Annotated in this window: 10 protein-coding genes and 1 pseudogene; 4 read left to right on the forward strand and 7 right to left on the reverse strand. The window is 66.1% G+C overall.

All coding sequences use genetic code 11. The features are described 5' to 3' along the window. Position 1 precedes the first annotated feature (1 nt). On the forward strand, positions 2-499 hold the full coding sequence (locus H521_RS0107330) for a Jag family protein (protein WP_022892379.1): 498 nt from the start codon (positions 2-4) through the stop codon (positions 497-499). 16 nt (positions 500-515) lie between these two features. Then, on the forward strand, positions 516-1,157 hold the full coding sequence (gene rsmG / locus H521_RS0107335; RefSeq protein ID WP_022892380.1) for a 16S rRNA (guanine(527)-N(7))-methyltransferase RsmG: 642 nt from the start codon (positions 516-518) through the stop codon (positions 1,155-1,157). Positions 1,158-2,889: 1,732 nt separating this feature from the next. On the opposite strand, the pseudogene H521_RS25415 reads toward rsmG, so the two are convergent. Next, a pseudogene (locus tag H521_RS25415) lies at positions 2,890-3,205 on the reverse strand (transposase); the annotation flags it as partial. Between the two features lie 1,954 nt (positions 3,206-5,159). On the opposite strand from H521_RS25415, the gene H521_RS26385 reads away from it, so the two are divergent. Both H521_RS26385 and H521_RS0107345 read left to right on the forward strand, forming a co-directional pair. After that, positions 5,160-6,032: a ParA family protein gene (locus tag H521_RS26385; RefSeq protein ID WP_040424127.1), complete on the forward strand. Its 873-nt coding sequence runs from the start codon at positions 5,160-5,162 to the stop codon at positions 6,030-6,032. Beyond that, entirely contained in the window at positions 6,032-7,012 is a 981-nt protein-coding gene (locus tag H521_RS0107345; protein WP_022892382.1) for a ParB/RepB/Spo0J family partition protein, read from the forward strand. The genes H521_RS26385 and H521_RS0107345 overlap by 1 nt, the downstream gene beginning before the upstream one ends. Before the next feature lie 143 nt (positions 7,013-7,155). Here H521_RS0107345 and H521_RS0107350 read toward each other — a convergent pair whose 3' ends face one another. The 6 genes from H521_RS0107350 to H521_RS22030 form a co-directional block, all read right to left on the reverse strand. Then, a complete protein-coding gene (locus H521_RS0107350; protein WP_026482033.1) occupies positions 7,156-8,115 on the reverse strand; it encodes a D-alanine--D-alanine ligase family protein in 960 nt (319 codons plus the stop codon). A gap of 17 nt (positions 8,116-8,132) precedes the next feature. Beyond that, on the reverse strand, positions 8,133-9,455 hold the full coding sequence (locus H521_RS0107355; RefSeq protein ID WP_022892384.1) for an aminotransferase-like domain-containing protein: 1,323 nt from the start codon (positions 9,453-9,455) through the stop codon (positions 8,133-8,135). Positions 9,456-9,640: 185 nt separating this feature from the next. Beyond that, positions 9,641-9,964 carry a thioredoxin gene (gene trxA / locus H521_RS0107360; RefSeq protein WP_022892385.1) on the reverse strand — a complete coding sequence of 108 codons (324 nt, stop codon included), beginning with the start codon at positions 9,962-9,964 and terminating at the stop codon, positions 9,641-9,643. Positions 9,965-10,037: 73 nt separating this feature from the next. Further along, the gene (gene trxB / locus H521_RS0107365; protein WP_022892386.1) at positions 10,038-11,021 is read right to left on the reverse strand and encodes a thioredoxin-disulfide reductase; all 984 of its coding nucleotides are present in this window, start codon (positions 11,019-11,021) and stop codon (positions 10,038-10,040) included. Between the two features lie 162 nt (positions 11,022-11,183). Further along, on the reverse strand, positions 11,184-12,806 hold the full coding sequence (murJ, locus tag H521_RS0107370) for a murein biosynthesis integral membrane protein MurJ (RefSeq protein ID WP_022892387.1): 1,623 nt from the start codon (positions 12,804-12,806) through the stop codon (positions 11,184-11,186). Then, positions 12,799-15,219: a DUF6049 family protein gene (locus tag H521_RS22030; protein ID WP_022892388.1), complete on the reverse strand. Its 2,421-nt coding sequence runs from the start codon at positions 15,217-15,219 to the stop codon at positions 12,799-12,801. The genes murJ and H521_RS22030 overlap by 8 nt, the downstream gene beginning before the upstream one ends. Positions 15,220-15,280: the final 61 nt, after the last annotated feature.

Raw genomic sequence — 15,280 nt, forward strand, 5'->3', positions numbered from 1 at the left:
CATGACCGACGTACAGAACGACACCGCTGATCGATCGACTGCGCAGCTCGAAGAAGAGGGCGACATCGCGGCCGACTACATCGAAGAACTCCTCGACATCATGGATCTCGATGGAGACATCGATATCGACGCTCGCAACGGCCGCGCGTACGTGTCCGTGAACGCCGGTGAGGGAGCGAACCTCAACCTGCTCTCGAAGCCCGAGACCGTGAGCGCCTTCCAAGAGCTCACCCGGCTCGCCGTGCAGACGAAAACTGGCGCGTTCTCACGCCTGATCCTCGACATCGGCGGCTCGCGTGACGCGCGGCGCGACGAGCTCGCGAGTCTTGTCGAGCGCGCAGCCGAGCGCATCGAGGGTGGCGCGGCCGAAGCCTCCCTTCCCCCGATGTCGTCATACGAGCGCAAGCTCGTGCACGATCTCGTCGCTGAGCGTGGGCTGCACTCCGAGTCGCGTGGCGAGGGTGGCGAGCGTCACACGGTCATCACCCGAGTCGGCTGATGTTTCACGTGAAACGATGAACAACGACGTCGAGCTCGAGCTGGAATCCGAGCCCGCCGCAGCTGCGTCGATCTTCGGTGAGCACATCGAGTCGGGCCGCGCGTTCACGAACGCGCTCGCACGCCACGGAGAAGAGCTCGGGTTGATCGGCCCGCTCGAGTTGCCGAGACTCTGGACCAGGCACGTGCTGAACAGCGCGCTCGTGGCGCCGTTGCTTCGACCCGGGCGAGTCGGTGACGTCGGCTCGGGCGCAGGTCTCCCCGGTCTCGTTCTCGCGATCATTCGACCGGACGTGTCCTTCACGCTGATCGAACCGATGGAACGCCGAGTCGCCTGGCTCGAGCGCCAGGCGACGGCGCTCGGACTCGAGAACGTGACGGTCGTCCGGGCTCGAGCCGAGGAGTCGAAGCTGTTCGACTCGCTCGATCAGGTGACGGCTCGTGCCGTGAGTGCGCTGCGAACCTTGATTCCAGTGACCGCTCCCCTGCTTCGGCCGGGTGGTGAACTCGTGCTCATGAAGGGCGCCGGCGTCGACGGCGAGATTGCAGCCGCCGAGAAGGTCATCCGCAAGCACCAATTGCACGATGTCGAGGTGCTCGTGCTCGGTGAGGACCTTGTCTCCGAGGTGACCAGGGTCTTCCGCGCGACCGCTCGGTGACTTTGTTCGTGCGACCTGGCGAGTTCGCCGTATGAGATTGACCCTCACTGTTCGCTTCGCCAGGCACGCGAGGTCATGTCGGCACGTTCGTGAGGTTCGCGTGCATGCAGATCGTCGTGCGGACGGTGCGTGCCCCGACGGCGTTGTGGGCATGTGATCGTTGACCTTGGCTAGGGACTCGTGCCCGCGCGCTTTCCTGAAGGGCGGCGAAGAGCTCGAGGTGCGGATCAACCTCCCAGCCACTGCCGTGCCGCTGGTGCGAGTGCAGGCGTTCAAGGCCCGAGGATTTAAATTCCGCGGAGTCCCCCACCTTTTCGGCGTTGCTCGAAGTGCTCGCGTTTCACGTGAAACGCGAGGCGCCGATCATCAGGCGCTGAGCCCGTCCTGTCACGCCAACCCTCATAGCGTTCCACGTGAAACGGATGGCAGTTCGAGATCGTATGGCCGCGGTGCAGGCGAGATTGTCGCTCAACACCAAAGGGAGTGAAGCCGACGGCCCCGTAATGCACCTGTCGCCTCCGCTTGCCTGCGCAGTCAGTCCACGTGGTGGAGCTCGGTGTGACTTCGGCCAGGCTCGGGTGCAGGCCGGGTCACGCCATCGGCCGCTCGGGCCACCCGTGTTCGTGGGTCTGCCTCAGACACAGAGCGTTCAGCGTCTTCTTGCTTGCAAGCCCCATGGCTGCAAGCGATGGCCATGTCAGCACGACGAGCCTGCTGGGTGATCGGCCCCGGCGGATCCTGGCCGACGAGGCAATCCATCACACTCAGAGGTAGTGGCAATGGACGCCAGCGGGTGTCCTTCGGTTCGGTAAGGGTGGTTCGCGGGCGAACGCGCTTGCGGAGTCGACGTGGTTCTGTGGGCTGCCGGGTCCGTTGGCGCACCGTCATACCGAAGGCACGGGCGTCTGATCGAAGCGACCAATTCACATTCAGCAACTCAATGGCGGCGATCACGGCGCAGGCATTCAACGATTGGAGCGCCAGCGGTTCACGGCGCGGATCCGCAGATAGGGCGAAGTGGGCAGCACGCCGCAAGGCAGCATGTGGAAGACGGCATGCCGACTCTTGTCTGCGGCATGCGTTCGGGCCGCCGGCTGCACCGACATGCGGGTCTGCCCGCCGGTTCGAGTGGATCCGATCCATCGTCGATCTCCTCGCAATGACGAAGTTGGGCGAGAGGATCGCAGTGGTGGAGTTCCTCGACCCAACCGATCGAGATTGATCGAGCCGCCCGGCTTAGTCACGGCGATGAGGTGTGCGGCGCCGCGAGTGGCGCACGTCGCGAGGTTCTCTCGGCGCGCACGATCCAGCGTTGGGGAGTGGCGCGCCGCGATCGGGGCAACGCCCTGACCGAGCCGACTCGGCTGAGTGATGTCCTCGTCTCGAGCATGCGCGATACCTCTCTGTCATTGCCGTGCTCGGGCACCAGGGCGGAGGGGGTCAACGGGCGCAGGGTTGATCGTGCCGCCATCCATTCATGGCTCCATCAGCTGGCTGGCCTGTCATGTCCTCGATCGGCCACAGACGGTTCGCGCCCGATGGATTGGGCAACCCGCTTGGCCCAAGCTGCGTGAGTCCAGGGGGAGACGCGTTGGACCACTTGATAGAGCCGGCCGACCGGTCGGACGTCTGGGCGCCGGAGGCCGCCAGCGTCACTGGTCAACCCGGGCTGAGGCGCAGCCCGCTCTGCGGGCACGAAAGTCGACCATCTGCATGAGACCGCCGCCTCAGGGAGCGACCAATCGATCAAGCCCGCAGCGTCGGCGGCAGCGGTCAGCATGGCTAGGACCGTGTCCCATGTGCCTCGGTCGCCATCCGGTGATGCCACGTCCACACCGTCTGCCATGGCCCGAACACCTCGGGAAGATCCCGCCATGAAATCCCGCACCGATACCGGTACACGCTCCCTCAACCATCAGTCTCGCGTCCGGGAACTTTCTACGAGGCCGGCCTGTCCGACGCGGCAGCATCCCCTCGATCAACGACCACTGAGCGTCCGACACACGGAGGACCCAGACCGACGACCCAAACGCGGAGACACGAGGCATGAGGAAACCCGAGGCGCGAGAGCACCGAGGCGCGCGATGGCACTCGTGGCGTGAGTGGACTCGCGGCGTGAGTGGATCCCAGGCGTGAGAGGACTCGAGGCGCGGCCAGACCCGAGTACAAAGACTCGAGGCTCGGCGCAGCGGCTCGGTGTCGGCACTGCCCTCCGCTCCCGGGCCCCGCGTGTATCGGCCCATCCCGACATGGCATGCGTTTCACGTGAAACATCGCACAGAGATGCGCGCGATCTTCGAATGATGCAGCCGGCCTCTGCCCGGCGTGCTTGCTCTGAGAACCCGGGCGCACGGCGCGGTGCCCACGCCGCTTGCCCACGTCGGCTTGGGAAGTGACCACGTCGACTTCCACTTTCAGTGGCCCGCTCGCAAGAGGGTTGCCGCCGCAAACCGCGGAGTCGCTGTTGCCTCTGCTCCGGAAATGCTGGCGCTGGAGTTCTGGTGGCGTCCCCCACCGAGCGCGTTTCACGTGAAACATTGATCGCTCGCGACGCGGTCGCCACGTGAGGATCGATAACGGGTCGTTTCCCTGCGAAGGTCTCCGCGGCTGCCAGCGCCGGGTGAGCGAGCGAGCCCCGCCCGCCACCTCACACCCATCCTCCGATCGCAGCGCACCCTCCGACCCCTGGCCAAGATTCGTCCGAATGGGGGTTGGGGATCTGAGTGCCGGTCGTCGCCCAATCCCAGATCACAGGCCGCAGCGGAGAGGACGCTCCTGCACTCATGCCGGCACTCCCCCAAACATCGAGCCGAGGCGGCGAAAGCGTCCTCTACACGGACGATCGGTCCGGATCTCGCGCAGTTCGCCAGTCAACAGGTTGAGAGTCGGTTGCGACGGTTAGGCTGGACTCTCGGGTCGAGACCACCGGAAAACGCCGGAGATTCCTTTCGACACCAAGGGTTTGGAGCAGTCGGTATGGCACAGGGCGGGGGACGTGGCTGGTTTCACCGCAAGCGCCCTCTGCCTACCCCGGATGAGTCACCGAATGGCACCGTGCACTCTCTCTCGAGTTCGCCGATTGCACCCGCCGACGTCAATCCGCCGATCGCGCCGCGAGAGGTCGGTGACCCGATGACGAGCTCGCGGCAACCGTCCCCCTGGAGTCCGGAATCCCGTGGCGGAGTCCTCCCCAGCGAGACGGCGCAGACAGCAGCATCAGCAGCTCCTCCGACCGAACAGTCCCCCGTTCCCGTCGCCCAGGTGATCGCGCCAGAAATCTGGGCGCCGGTCGCGGAAGGCGAGCAGATCACGCGGAGTGATACTCCCGGGAGCGAGTCTCCCGCGCCCAGCGCTGCAACTCCTTCGAGAGGGCGCATCGATTGGGATGCCGAGACCGCTGCTGCTCTCTCTGACGAGGTTCCGCCAGATGAAGCGCACGTTGATCGCCGTGTGGCTGCGGCGCCCGATCGCCTCCTCGAAGACCTCATCCGCGAGATCGTCGGTGATGCAACCGCCGATACGGCGTCAGCACTGCATCCGCCGCGGCCGCTGTCTGCACGCGACGAAGACCCGAGCGCGAGCGCTCAGACGGCCAACGAGCCCGTTGCACCCCCTGAGCCAACGCCATCTTCCGAGCCCGTTGCACCTTCTGAGCATGCTGCACCTGAGCCTGACCAGACGTCGACGACGCTCCCAGTGCGGCCCGATGAACTCTCCGATGTCGCCGAAGGTGCTGAGCATGCAGACACCGTCGACACGAGAGTGGAGGCGCAGAATCTCAGCCCTTCCAATAGCGCTTCGCCTGCCTCTGCTGTCACCACCGGCCGCGAAGCACCCCTCATTGGCGCCACAGGTACACTGCGCGAGGCGCGGCCAGGCGTAGAGGCTGCTCCTGACACCGGACTTCGCCTCGACGACGAGGCTCCGTCGAATGCCACGCTTTCACCAACCCAAGACCCAGATGTTTCACGTGAAACGTCTTCACATCACGGAGGCACTCCCCTGGCTTACGAACTCGCCGACGAGACGCGCCGGCGCATCGCGCTCGAAGAGGCGGTACTTCCACTTCCTCCCTCGACCCGCGTGCTGACCATCTCGAATCAGAAGGGTGGCGTCGGCAAGACGACGACCGCCGTGAATCTCGCCGCCGGACTCGCTCGATCCGGTGCTCGAGTGCTCGTGATCGATCTCGATCCGCAGGGCAACGCCTCGACCGCCCTTGGCGTCGACCATCGTTCAGAGCGCAAGAGCGTCTACGAGGTGCTCGTCTCAGATGTCGCCCTTGCAGAGGTCGTGCAGCCGTCGACCGAGCACGAGTTGCTCGATTGCGTGCCGGCTACCATCCACCTGGCGGGCGCAGAGATCGAACTCGTTTCGCTCGTCGCTCGCGAACAGCGCCTTCGCCGCGCACTGGATGCTCACCTCGCCTCGATGGAGCGCCCGTACGACTATGTCTTCATCGATTGCCCGCCCTCCCTGGGGCTGCTCACGATCAACGCATTCGTCGCGGCTCGTGAGGTGCTGATCCCGATTCAGTGCGAGTACTACGCGCTCGAGGGACTCTCCCAGCTCCTCAGCAACATCGAACTCATCGAGAAGCACCTCAACCCCGAGCTTCGCCTCTCGACGATCCTGCTGACGATGTACGACTCGCGCACGAACCTGGCCCAACAGGTCGCTCAAGAAGTGCGCGACCACTTCCCCACCCAGACCCTCTCCACGATCATCCCGCGTTCGGTGCGCGTTTCCGAGGCGCCGAGCTATGGGCAGAGCGTGATCAGCTACGACTATGCATCGAGCGGATCATTGTCGTACCGAGAGGCAGCGGCCGAGATTGCACATCGCGGAGCTGCGAAACCCGAGGAGTCGAACTGATGGCAACCAAGCGAACCGGACTCGGTCGTGGAATCGGCGCTCTGATCCCGAGCGGTGACGACGCTACTCGGGCGCGCCCGGTCGACGTCTTCTTCCCCGATTCAGATGCGCAGCCCACGGCCGCAGTCGCGGTCGTGGAGCAAGCGGTCGCCACTGACGGACTGCTCGCGGTTCCCGGAGCGCACCTCGCGCGCCTCGACCCGAACGACATCGTTCCGAACGCGCAGCAGCCGCGCAGTGTGTTCGACCCCGACGACCTCGCCGAACTCGTGCACAGCGTTCGTGAGTTCGGTGTTCTTCAACCGATCGTCGTTCGGCGCCATCCCGAGCTCGCTGGCAAGTACGAGCTCGTCATGGGTGAGCGTCGGCTCCGCGCGACGAAGGCCGCCGGGCTCGACTCGATTCCTGCGGTGGTCAAAGACACGGCGAACGAAGACATGCTGCGCGATGCGCTGCTCGAGAACCTGCATCGCTCGCAGCTCAATCCACTCGAAGAGGCTTCGGCGTACCAACAGCTCCTCGCAGACTTCGGCATCACGCAAGAGCAGCTCGCCTCACGCATCGGTCGGTCACGTCCGCAGATCTCGAACACGCTCCGTCTTCTGAAGCTCCCCGAGCCGGTGCAGCTTCGCGTTGCGGCCGGCGTGCTCACCGCGGGTCACGCTCGAGCGATCCTCTCGATCGGCGATGACGCCGCTGAGATGCAGCGCTTCGCGGACAAGATCGTCAACGAGGAGCTTTCGGTTCGCGCGGCCGAGGCGGTCGCGACGAAGGACCCGAAGTCGACCCGACCCAAGCCGTCGGCCGGCAAGAGACAGGACTTTCTCGAAGATCTGGCGACTCGCCTCGGGGATCGGCTGAACACGCGCGTGAAGATTGCACTGGGGGCTCGAAAAGGCCAGATCACAGTGGATTTCGCAACGGTGCAAGATCTTCGCCGGATCCTCACGGAACTCGGCGAGAATCTCGAAGGCGTGTGACCGTGCTTCGCCCGCAGAATCGTTCCTGACGAACTGAAACGAGCGCATTCTCGGGCGTCGGCGCGGTGAGTTCCACGCTCATCCGGCGGCGAAACGACAGAAGGGCCGGCCCAGCGGGTCGGCCCTTCCGTGCTCGCGTGATGTCAGCGCGCTCGAGCGTGGGCGGCGTGCACGAGCGAGCTGTAGAGCGTCGAGGCATCCGTGCCCGATGCCTCGATCGCGAGCGGCACCAGCGATGTCTCGGTCAAGCCGGGAATCACATTCGCCTCGAGGAACCACGGCGTACCCGTTGCATCGACGATGAAGTCGACACGCGACAGGTCACGAAGGCCGAGTGTGCGGTGCGCGAGCACCGCGGCACCCATCACTGCAGTGACTGCGGCCTCGTCAAGTCGCGATGGAGCATAGAACGTCGTCTCCCCCGCGTTGTATCGCGCTTGGAAACTGTAGACGCCGGTGGTCGGCTCGATCTCGACAGCGGGGAGCGCTCGAGGGCCATCGCCCGAGTCGACGACCGCGACCGCGATCTCGGTGCCGACGATGCGTCGCTCGACGACGGCGACCTCGGCGTAGGTGAACGCCTCGACCATGGCGCGCGGCAGATCGTTCGAATCCGCGACGATGGTGACGCCCTGCGCCGAACCGCCCGAGGCCGGCTTCACAACCAAATCGCCATCGAGTGACGATCGAACGACCCGAAGTACGCTCGCCGCGCCGAGCTCTCGGAACGATTCGTGTGAGAGCACGATGGATTCGGGAACTGAGACGCCGACCGCTGCAAGCAGCGAACTGGCGATCGGCTTCGACCACGCCTGTCGTGCGGCCGCACCCGACGATCCGACCGTCGGCATGTCGATGGAAGCGAGGAGTTCGAGCAGGGAGCCGTCTTCACCACTCGAACCGTGCAGCGCGGGGAAGACGACATCGGGCCGCTCACCGACCAGGTACGGGAGTAACCCGGCGTCAGGGTCGCGAAGCTCGACTCGGTGCCCGGCCGCCGTGAGCGCTTCGGCCACTCGGCGACCCGAGCGCAGCGAGACGTCGCGCTCGTGCGAGATACCGCCGGCGAGCACGACGACGAAAAGATTGGAAGAATCGCTCATGATCAGGTGTTTCTCCACTACTTCAGGTCGGAGGGCGGTGCGGAATCGTAGCCGGCGCTCGGTGGAAGCTGCAGCGTGCCGGTGCCGGCGAAGGTATCGAGCAGGTCGAGCTCGCCGTTCACGACGGTCGCCAATCGACGAATGCCGAGCCGGATCGCCTCGGGCGTCGGATAGCAGTATGACAAGCGCATCGCGTGCCGACCGCGTCCGTCGGCGAAGAATGCAGTGCCCGGCGTATAGGCCACCAACTCCTTCACGGCGCGAGGCAGCATCTGCTTCGAGTCGAGCACGTCGGGCATGGTGACCCAGACGTAGAACCCGCCATTGGGGTTCGTCCAACTCAACTGCGGCAGGTACTCCCCCAGTGCGTCGATCATCGCATTCTTTCGCTCGCGATAGACGCCGCGGAACGTGTCGATCTGGGCGCGCCAATCAGTGGTCGCCAGGTACTCCGACACGACCAACTGGCTGAAGGAACTGGGCGAGAGAATCGCCGATTCGGCCGCGAGAATGAGCTTCTCGCGGATCGCATGCGGGGCGAGAGCCCAGCCGACGCGGAATCCGGGAGCGAGCGTCTTCGAGAACGATCCGAGGTAGATGACCCCGTCGGGGTCGAGTGAGCGCAGTGCGTTCGGCGCCGGCTCGTCGAAGTGCAGCAATCCATAGGGGTTGTCTTCGAGCACGAGAATCTCGTTCGACCGGCAGATTTCGAGGATCTCGGGTCGTCGCTCGGCAGACAGGGTGACGCCGGCAGGGTTGTGGAAGTTCGGGATCGTGTAGAGGAACTTGATGCGCCGCCCTTGGCCGCGAAGCGCGGCGATGGTCTGCCGAAGCGCCTCGGGGATGAGTCCGTTCTCATCCATCGCGACGTGCATGACGTTCGCCTGGTACGAGCGGAAGATGCCGAGTGCACCGACGTAGCTCGGCGACTCGGCGAGAATCACGTCTCCGGGGTCGATGAAGAGCTTGGCAACGAGGTCGAGTGCCTGCTGGGAGCCCGTCGCGGTCACCACGTTGTCGACGGCACCGCGGATGCCCTCAAGGGACATCACCTCGAGAATCTGTTCGCGGAGTTGCGGAATTCCCTGACCAGAGCCATATTGCAGGGCCACGGCACCCTGCTCGCGCATGACCTTCTCCATCGAGGAGACGATGAGTTCATGCGGCAGCGCCGAGACGAACGGCATGCCGCCGGCGAGCGACACCACCTCGGGTCGGGAGGCGACGGCGAAGAGGGCTCGAACTTCTGAGGCGGCAAGCCCGGCGGCTCGCTCGGCATAATTCGCGTACCAAGGGTCGAGATTGTTGCCGGTCCGCTGGGGGACGCCGTCAGATGTCACTGCGTGCTTCCGTTCTGCTCAGGATTTCCATGCTAGTTGCTGGGATTCGGGTGGTCGTTCGGGGGCGCTCCCGCCGAGAGACATCCGTTCGCCGGTTCGCGAGCGAAGGCTCAGGCAACGGAGTCGCGGGAGAAACGAAAGACCCGCCCGGCTTTCGCCGGACGGGTCTGAAGTTCGACCGCCGACTACGAGATGTAGGCGGCGAGGTCGGCCTCGAGTGCGGGCTTCGGCTTGGCGCCGATGACGGTCTTGACGACCTCGCCCTTCTGGAAGACCTTGAACGCGGGAATCGCGGTGATCTGGTACTTCATCGCGAGGCCGGGGTTCTCGTCGACGTTGAGCTTGACGATGTCGAGCTTGTCGGCGTGCTCGGTCGCGATCTGGTCGAGGATCGGGCTGACTGCGCGGCACGGGCCACACCACTCGGCCCAGAAGTCCACGAGAACCGCCTTCTCGTTGTTGAGGACCTCCTGCTCGAAGGTGGCCTCGGTCACTGCACGTGCAGTCATTGCGTTCTCCTTTTGATGGACGTCGGAAGATCAGGAATAGGACGGACGATCAGAGCTGCGGATGCCGCAAGCTTCAGTTCACCGCGGCGAATTCGGCCTCGGCGACCGACGATTCCGACGCGTCCTCAGGCGCTTTTGGGAGGGCGGCCAGGTAGTGCTCGGCATCGAGGGCCGCGACGGTGCCGGAACCCGCAGCGGTGACCGCCTGGCGGTAGTGCGGGTCGATGACATCCCCGGCGGCGAACACGCCGGGGATGTTGGTCTTCGATGTGCGACCGTCGACGGCGATCGTGCCCTCGCTCGTGAGGTCGAGCTTGCCGTGCACGAGGTGCGTGCGGGGGTCGTTGCCGATCGCGACGAAGAGTCCGTCGAGGTCGAGCCCGCGCTCATCGCCCGTCACGGTGTCGCGAAGGGTGACGCCGGTGACCGCATCGGTGCCGTGGATCGCGGCGATCTCGGCGTTCCAGATGAACTCGATCTTCTCGTTGTCGAAGGCACGCTGCTGCATGATCTTCGACGCCTTGAGGGAGTCGCGGCGGTGGATCACGTAGACCTTGTCGGCGAAGCGGGTGAGGAACGTCGCCTCTTCCATCGCCGAGTCGCCGCCGCCGACGACCGCGATGGTCTTCTGGCGGAAGAAGAATCCGTCGCACGTCGCGCACCACGACAGACCGTGGCCCGAGAGGACCTCTTCTTCGGGCAGGCCCAGCTTGCGATAGGCGGACCCGGTCGCGTAGATGACCGCGGCAGCCTCGTGCTCGTCACCGTTGCCCAGCTTGACGCGCTTGACGGGGCCGTCGAGCTCGAGCTCGACGACGTCGTCGTAGACGACCTCGGTGCCGAACCGCTCGGCCTGTTCCTGGAACTTCGTCATGAGGTCGGGACCCATGATGCCCTCGGGGAAGCCGGGATAGTTCTCGACCTCGGTCGTGTTCATCAGCTCGCCGCCGATCTCGACCGAGCTCGCGATGAGCAGGGGGTTCAGTTGCGCGCGCGCGGCATAGATCGCCGCTGTGAAACCGGCCGGTCCTGAACCGATGATGATGATGTCGCGCAAAACCCGCTCCTGTCGTTGCTGGTGACTCGCAGCATTCAACGAATCGGATGCCACGACATGCTCAACACAGTCTAAGCGGACGCTATTCCGCGGCATGTTGGTGAGCCAGTGTGTGACGGATGCCGCGTCCCGAGCGCCGTGCGCGCATCAGGGCCGCCTGCCTCAGCCACGGCGGATGCGTGCGATGACCGGGGCCGCGAATCCGCGCAGTTCGGGCGAGTGCAGCACCCAGAGACCCCCGAAGTACAGCGTCGCCATGACGGATCCGATGATCGCCATGGAGACGATCGCGCCGAAGACACTCGAGAGTGCGAATCCGGAAGCCTGCGTTCCGCCGAGGGCGAGGAGCAGCGTCACGCCGGCAAGCACCGGGAGGATGAGCGCGACACCGGATCGGAGGAAGGTGCTGGCAATGCGCCGACCGTCGAGGGGGCCGATGCGACGGCGAAGCAGCACGATGGCGATGATGAGCTGCACGACGCCGGCGAGGGTGGTGACGGTCGCGATTCCGAACGCGACCCAGGAGCTCGGGAGAGCGATGCAGGCGAGCGCCCCGGCGATGAACAACACCACCTGCACGAGTGTGAAGAAGAACGGCGTCTTCGTGTCTCCCAGCGAGTAGTACGTGCGTTGCACGATGAACAGCACACTGAAGCCGATGAGGCCGATGACGTAGGCGATGATGACATTGCCCATCGACCAGATCAGTGGTTCGACCTCGGTGAAGACCCTCGCGAAGAGATACGCGCAGACGATGAGCACCGCCGCCGCGCAGACGATGATGACACCGACGCCGCGCACCGCACTCGAGAGGTCGGCGCGCACCCGATCGATCTGGCCGACGGCGGCATGCTCGCTCATGCGCGTGAAATAGGCCGTTGCGATCGAAACCGTGATCACCGAATGCGGCAGCATGAAGATCAGCCATGCGGTCTGCAGCACGAAGACCGAGGCTTCATCGCCCGCGTTCGCCGAGACACCGACGACGGAGGTCTCGACGAACCCTGCGATCGTCGTGAGGAGCAGCATTCCGAACGTCCAGCCGGCGATGCCCGCGGTGGAACGGAGGCCGACCCCGCGCCACTGGAAATCGGGCCGATAGCGCAAGCCGGCGTGCCGCCAGAACCAGAACAGCACGAGGGCCTGCAGCGCCACGCCGAGGGTCGCGGAGCCGGCGAGCAGAGCGATCATTCCCGCGCTCCACTCCCCCGCCGAACGAACGCCATCGGGATCAGCGCCGAAGATCAGCACGAAGACCCCGAGACCGGCCAGTGCGACGAGGTTGTTCAGCACTGGCACCCAGGTGAACGGACCGAACACCCGACGTGCGTTCAACACCTCGCCGAGGAGTGAATACATGCCGTAGAAGAAGATCTGCGGGAGGCACCAGTAACCGAACGCCACCGCGAGGGCGAAGACGCCGTCGCTCATTCGTGAACCGATCAGCAGTGTCAACGCCGGGGTCAGGAGGGTAGCGAGCACCGCAGCGCCGGCGAGGATGGTGAACCCCAGCGTGACGACCTTGTTGATATACGCCGAGCCGCCGTCGGCATGTGCTGCCGATCGCACGATGAGGGGCACGAGCACGGCGCTGAGCACGCCGCCGGCCACGACGACATAGATGGTGTTCGGGAGCTGGTTCGCAGCGGCGAACGCGTTGGCGCCGGCACCACTTGCGCCGATGACGGCAGCGAGCAGGGCGGTCTTCACGAAGCCGAGCAGGCGCGAGACGATTGTTCCAGAGGCGAGGAAGACGCTCGCCCGCCCGATGCGGTCGTCAGCCATCGTTGCGCTCGTCGCCCGATTCGCCGGTGGGGGCAGGGCTCGTGATCGCGCCCGATGCGTCGGTGACGACAGGAGCATCCGCGGCACCCGACACCTCGGCGGCAGCCGCCGTTCCCGAGGCGTCCGTTGTGCCCGAGGCCTCAGCCGCATCGCGCTCGGCGCGCTGCTTGCGAAGACGACGGATGTTGCGCCACACGCCGATGCCGAAGAAGGCGACGGCCACGATGCCGAGGATGGCGGCGCCGAGGCCCTCCCAGTCGGCCTGCACGTTCGCGGGGATCACGACCGGCGCTCCGATCGGCACTCCGGTGGGAGAGGTGAGCGACACCGTGAGGTTGACCTTGCCGTTGCCGATGCCTGCGGCGACGGGCACGCGAACGATGCGGCGCGACTCGGGTTCCACCGTGACGGTCGCCTGGTCATCGACGATGAGCCGACCGTTCGAAGGATCGACGTCGACGACGACAGTCACGGGATAGGGCAGGGCATTGAGGATCGTCGTGGGCACGCCCGTCTCGCTCGAGACCACGTTGATCTGGCTGCTCGGTACGACGGACACCGCACCGAGGGTGTTGCGCTGCGTCAACAGCCATTCACCGACCGCGGCATCCCAGGCTGGGCGATCGTCGAGCCAGGCCACATCGAGCAGCGCGAGCAGGTCGCGACGTGCCGGCCCCGACAGCTGCTGCGGGTCGGTGAGGATCGAGGAGAAGGCGGTGATGTCGGCCTCGGCGCGCACGAGCCGATCAACATTGGCCCGGCGCGGGTCGGTCTCGGGCAGGTCGACGAGCATGCGTTCGACCGTGGGAGCGCCGATGGCGTCGGAGATGGAGGCCGGCACCACCGCAGGGTTGGCTGCGAGTGCGTCGAGCGTGGCGGTGACCCTGGCCGATTGCGTGCCGGCTCCGCGGTCGAACGTCGCCAGCAGGGTGAGCGGTCGAGCGCTCGTCGATGAGCTGCCGAGTGCGAGTTCGGCGCCGAGGAGCCCGGTCGCCGCGCGCCACTCGGTGTCGGTGAGCGCCTCGGATGCCTCGCGCAGCGGTTCGGTGAGTCTGGCGTCGGCGACCACGGCGGTCGACGCGTCGACATTGGATGCGGCGTTCGACCACGGTTCGCCGGCTTCGACGTTGCCCGGCGCGAGGATGGCGGTCGTCAGACCGGAGGCGGCGAGAACGCCGAGGTTTCCGGCGGCGACGGTGTCATCGGCCGGCCAGGCGATGTCGGCGCGCGTATACGGCCACTCGAGCAGTTGTTCGGTGGTGGGCAGCTCACCCGCGGGCGGGGCGGTGGGCTCCTCGTCGGGGGCGGGCGTCGCGTCGGTGGGCGGCGTGTTGTCGCCGGCGCCGGCACCGTCGCCATCGAAGTCAGCCGGATCGAGGACGTCGGTGAACGAGGTCGGCGCGATCGGGACGGAAAGGCCGAGCTGCACCTGTGCAGCGACGTCGGCATCTGCATACGCGAGCGGGAATATCTCGTTGGGGAGCTCGGCGAGCCGATCGAGCCACACGAGGGCGGAGGGCGGCGCCGCGGTGCCGAGAACGCGGATCGAGGCGATGATGCGCGGGTCGATGGCGATCGCGACGGAGCGGCCGGCGACGGCGTCGAGCTGGCGGGTCAGGAGGCCGAATGGCGAGGTCCAGGTCGCCAGGTCGTCGGCGTCGAGGAGACCGGTCGCAGACGCCGGCACCGTCAGGGGGTAGGCGAGGGCGAGCGAGATCGGGTCGGATGCCGCGGCCGCCGCGTTGGCGTAGGCCTCGGTCGAGGAGGCCACGAGCATGCCGTCGACGTGGAGCTCTGCGCCGAGACCGATCACCGCGGTGTCGTCGACATCGTCGATCGCCTCGGGAGGGAGGGTGACGGAGATGACGTCGACGGCACCTGGAGCGAGTGCGCCGGCTTCGGCCTCTGCGACGACGACACCGTCGAGAGGGTCTTGGGCCGTGCCCTCAGGAGCGGAATCGGCTGCGGTAGCGCCGGCCGCCTCGGATTCACGGCCCTGCGCGACCCACGCGTCGAGTTCGGCGACCTGGTCGATCGCGCCCGCCGATCGCAGCAGACGGATGCTGCCGGCGGCGATCGTCTCTGCGGTCGCGTTCTCGACCTCGACCTCGAGCGCGATCGGGGCGCCGGGCGTGATCGTGGTGCCGACCGTCGGTGCCACGCGCACGATGACGCCGCCGACCGAACGCTCGGCCGCGGCCAGCGCTGGTGTCGAAGCCTCCAACGAGGCGTCGAACGAAGCATGGGCCGCGAGCGGCGCCGTCATCAGCATCGCGATGCCCGCGGCGATCGCGCCGAGACCTGCGATCGCGCGGCGAGGGCCAGCGGCGTCGCGCGTGGAACATCGGCGCGCGGCATCCGTCGATTCGACCCGTGAACGCCGAGGGCGCGCGCGGTTCGACTCGGACACCATGGTGGCGATTCTACGGCGTGGCTGCAGGGCGTTCGCCCGGCCGTCCACAGGTGACCGCGAC

It is taken from the genome of Agromyces subbeticus DSM 16689 (assembly GCF_000421565.1).
GTDB lineage: Bacteria > Actinomycetota > Actinomycetes > Actinomycetales > Microbacteriaceae > Agromyces > Agromyces subbeticus.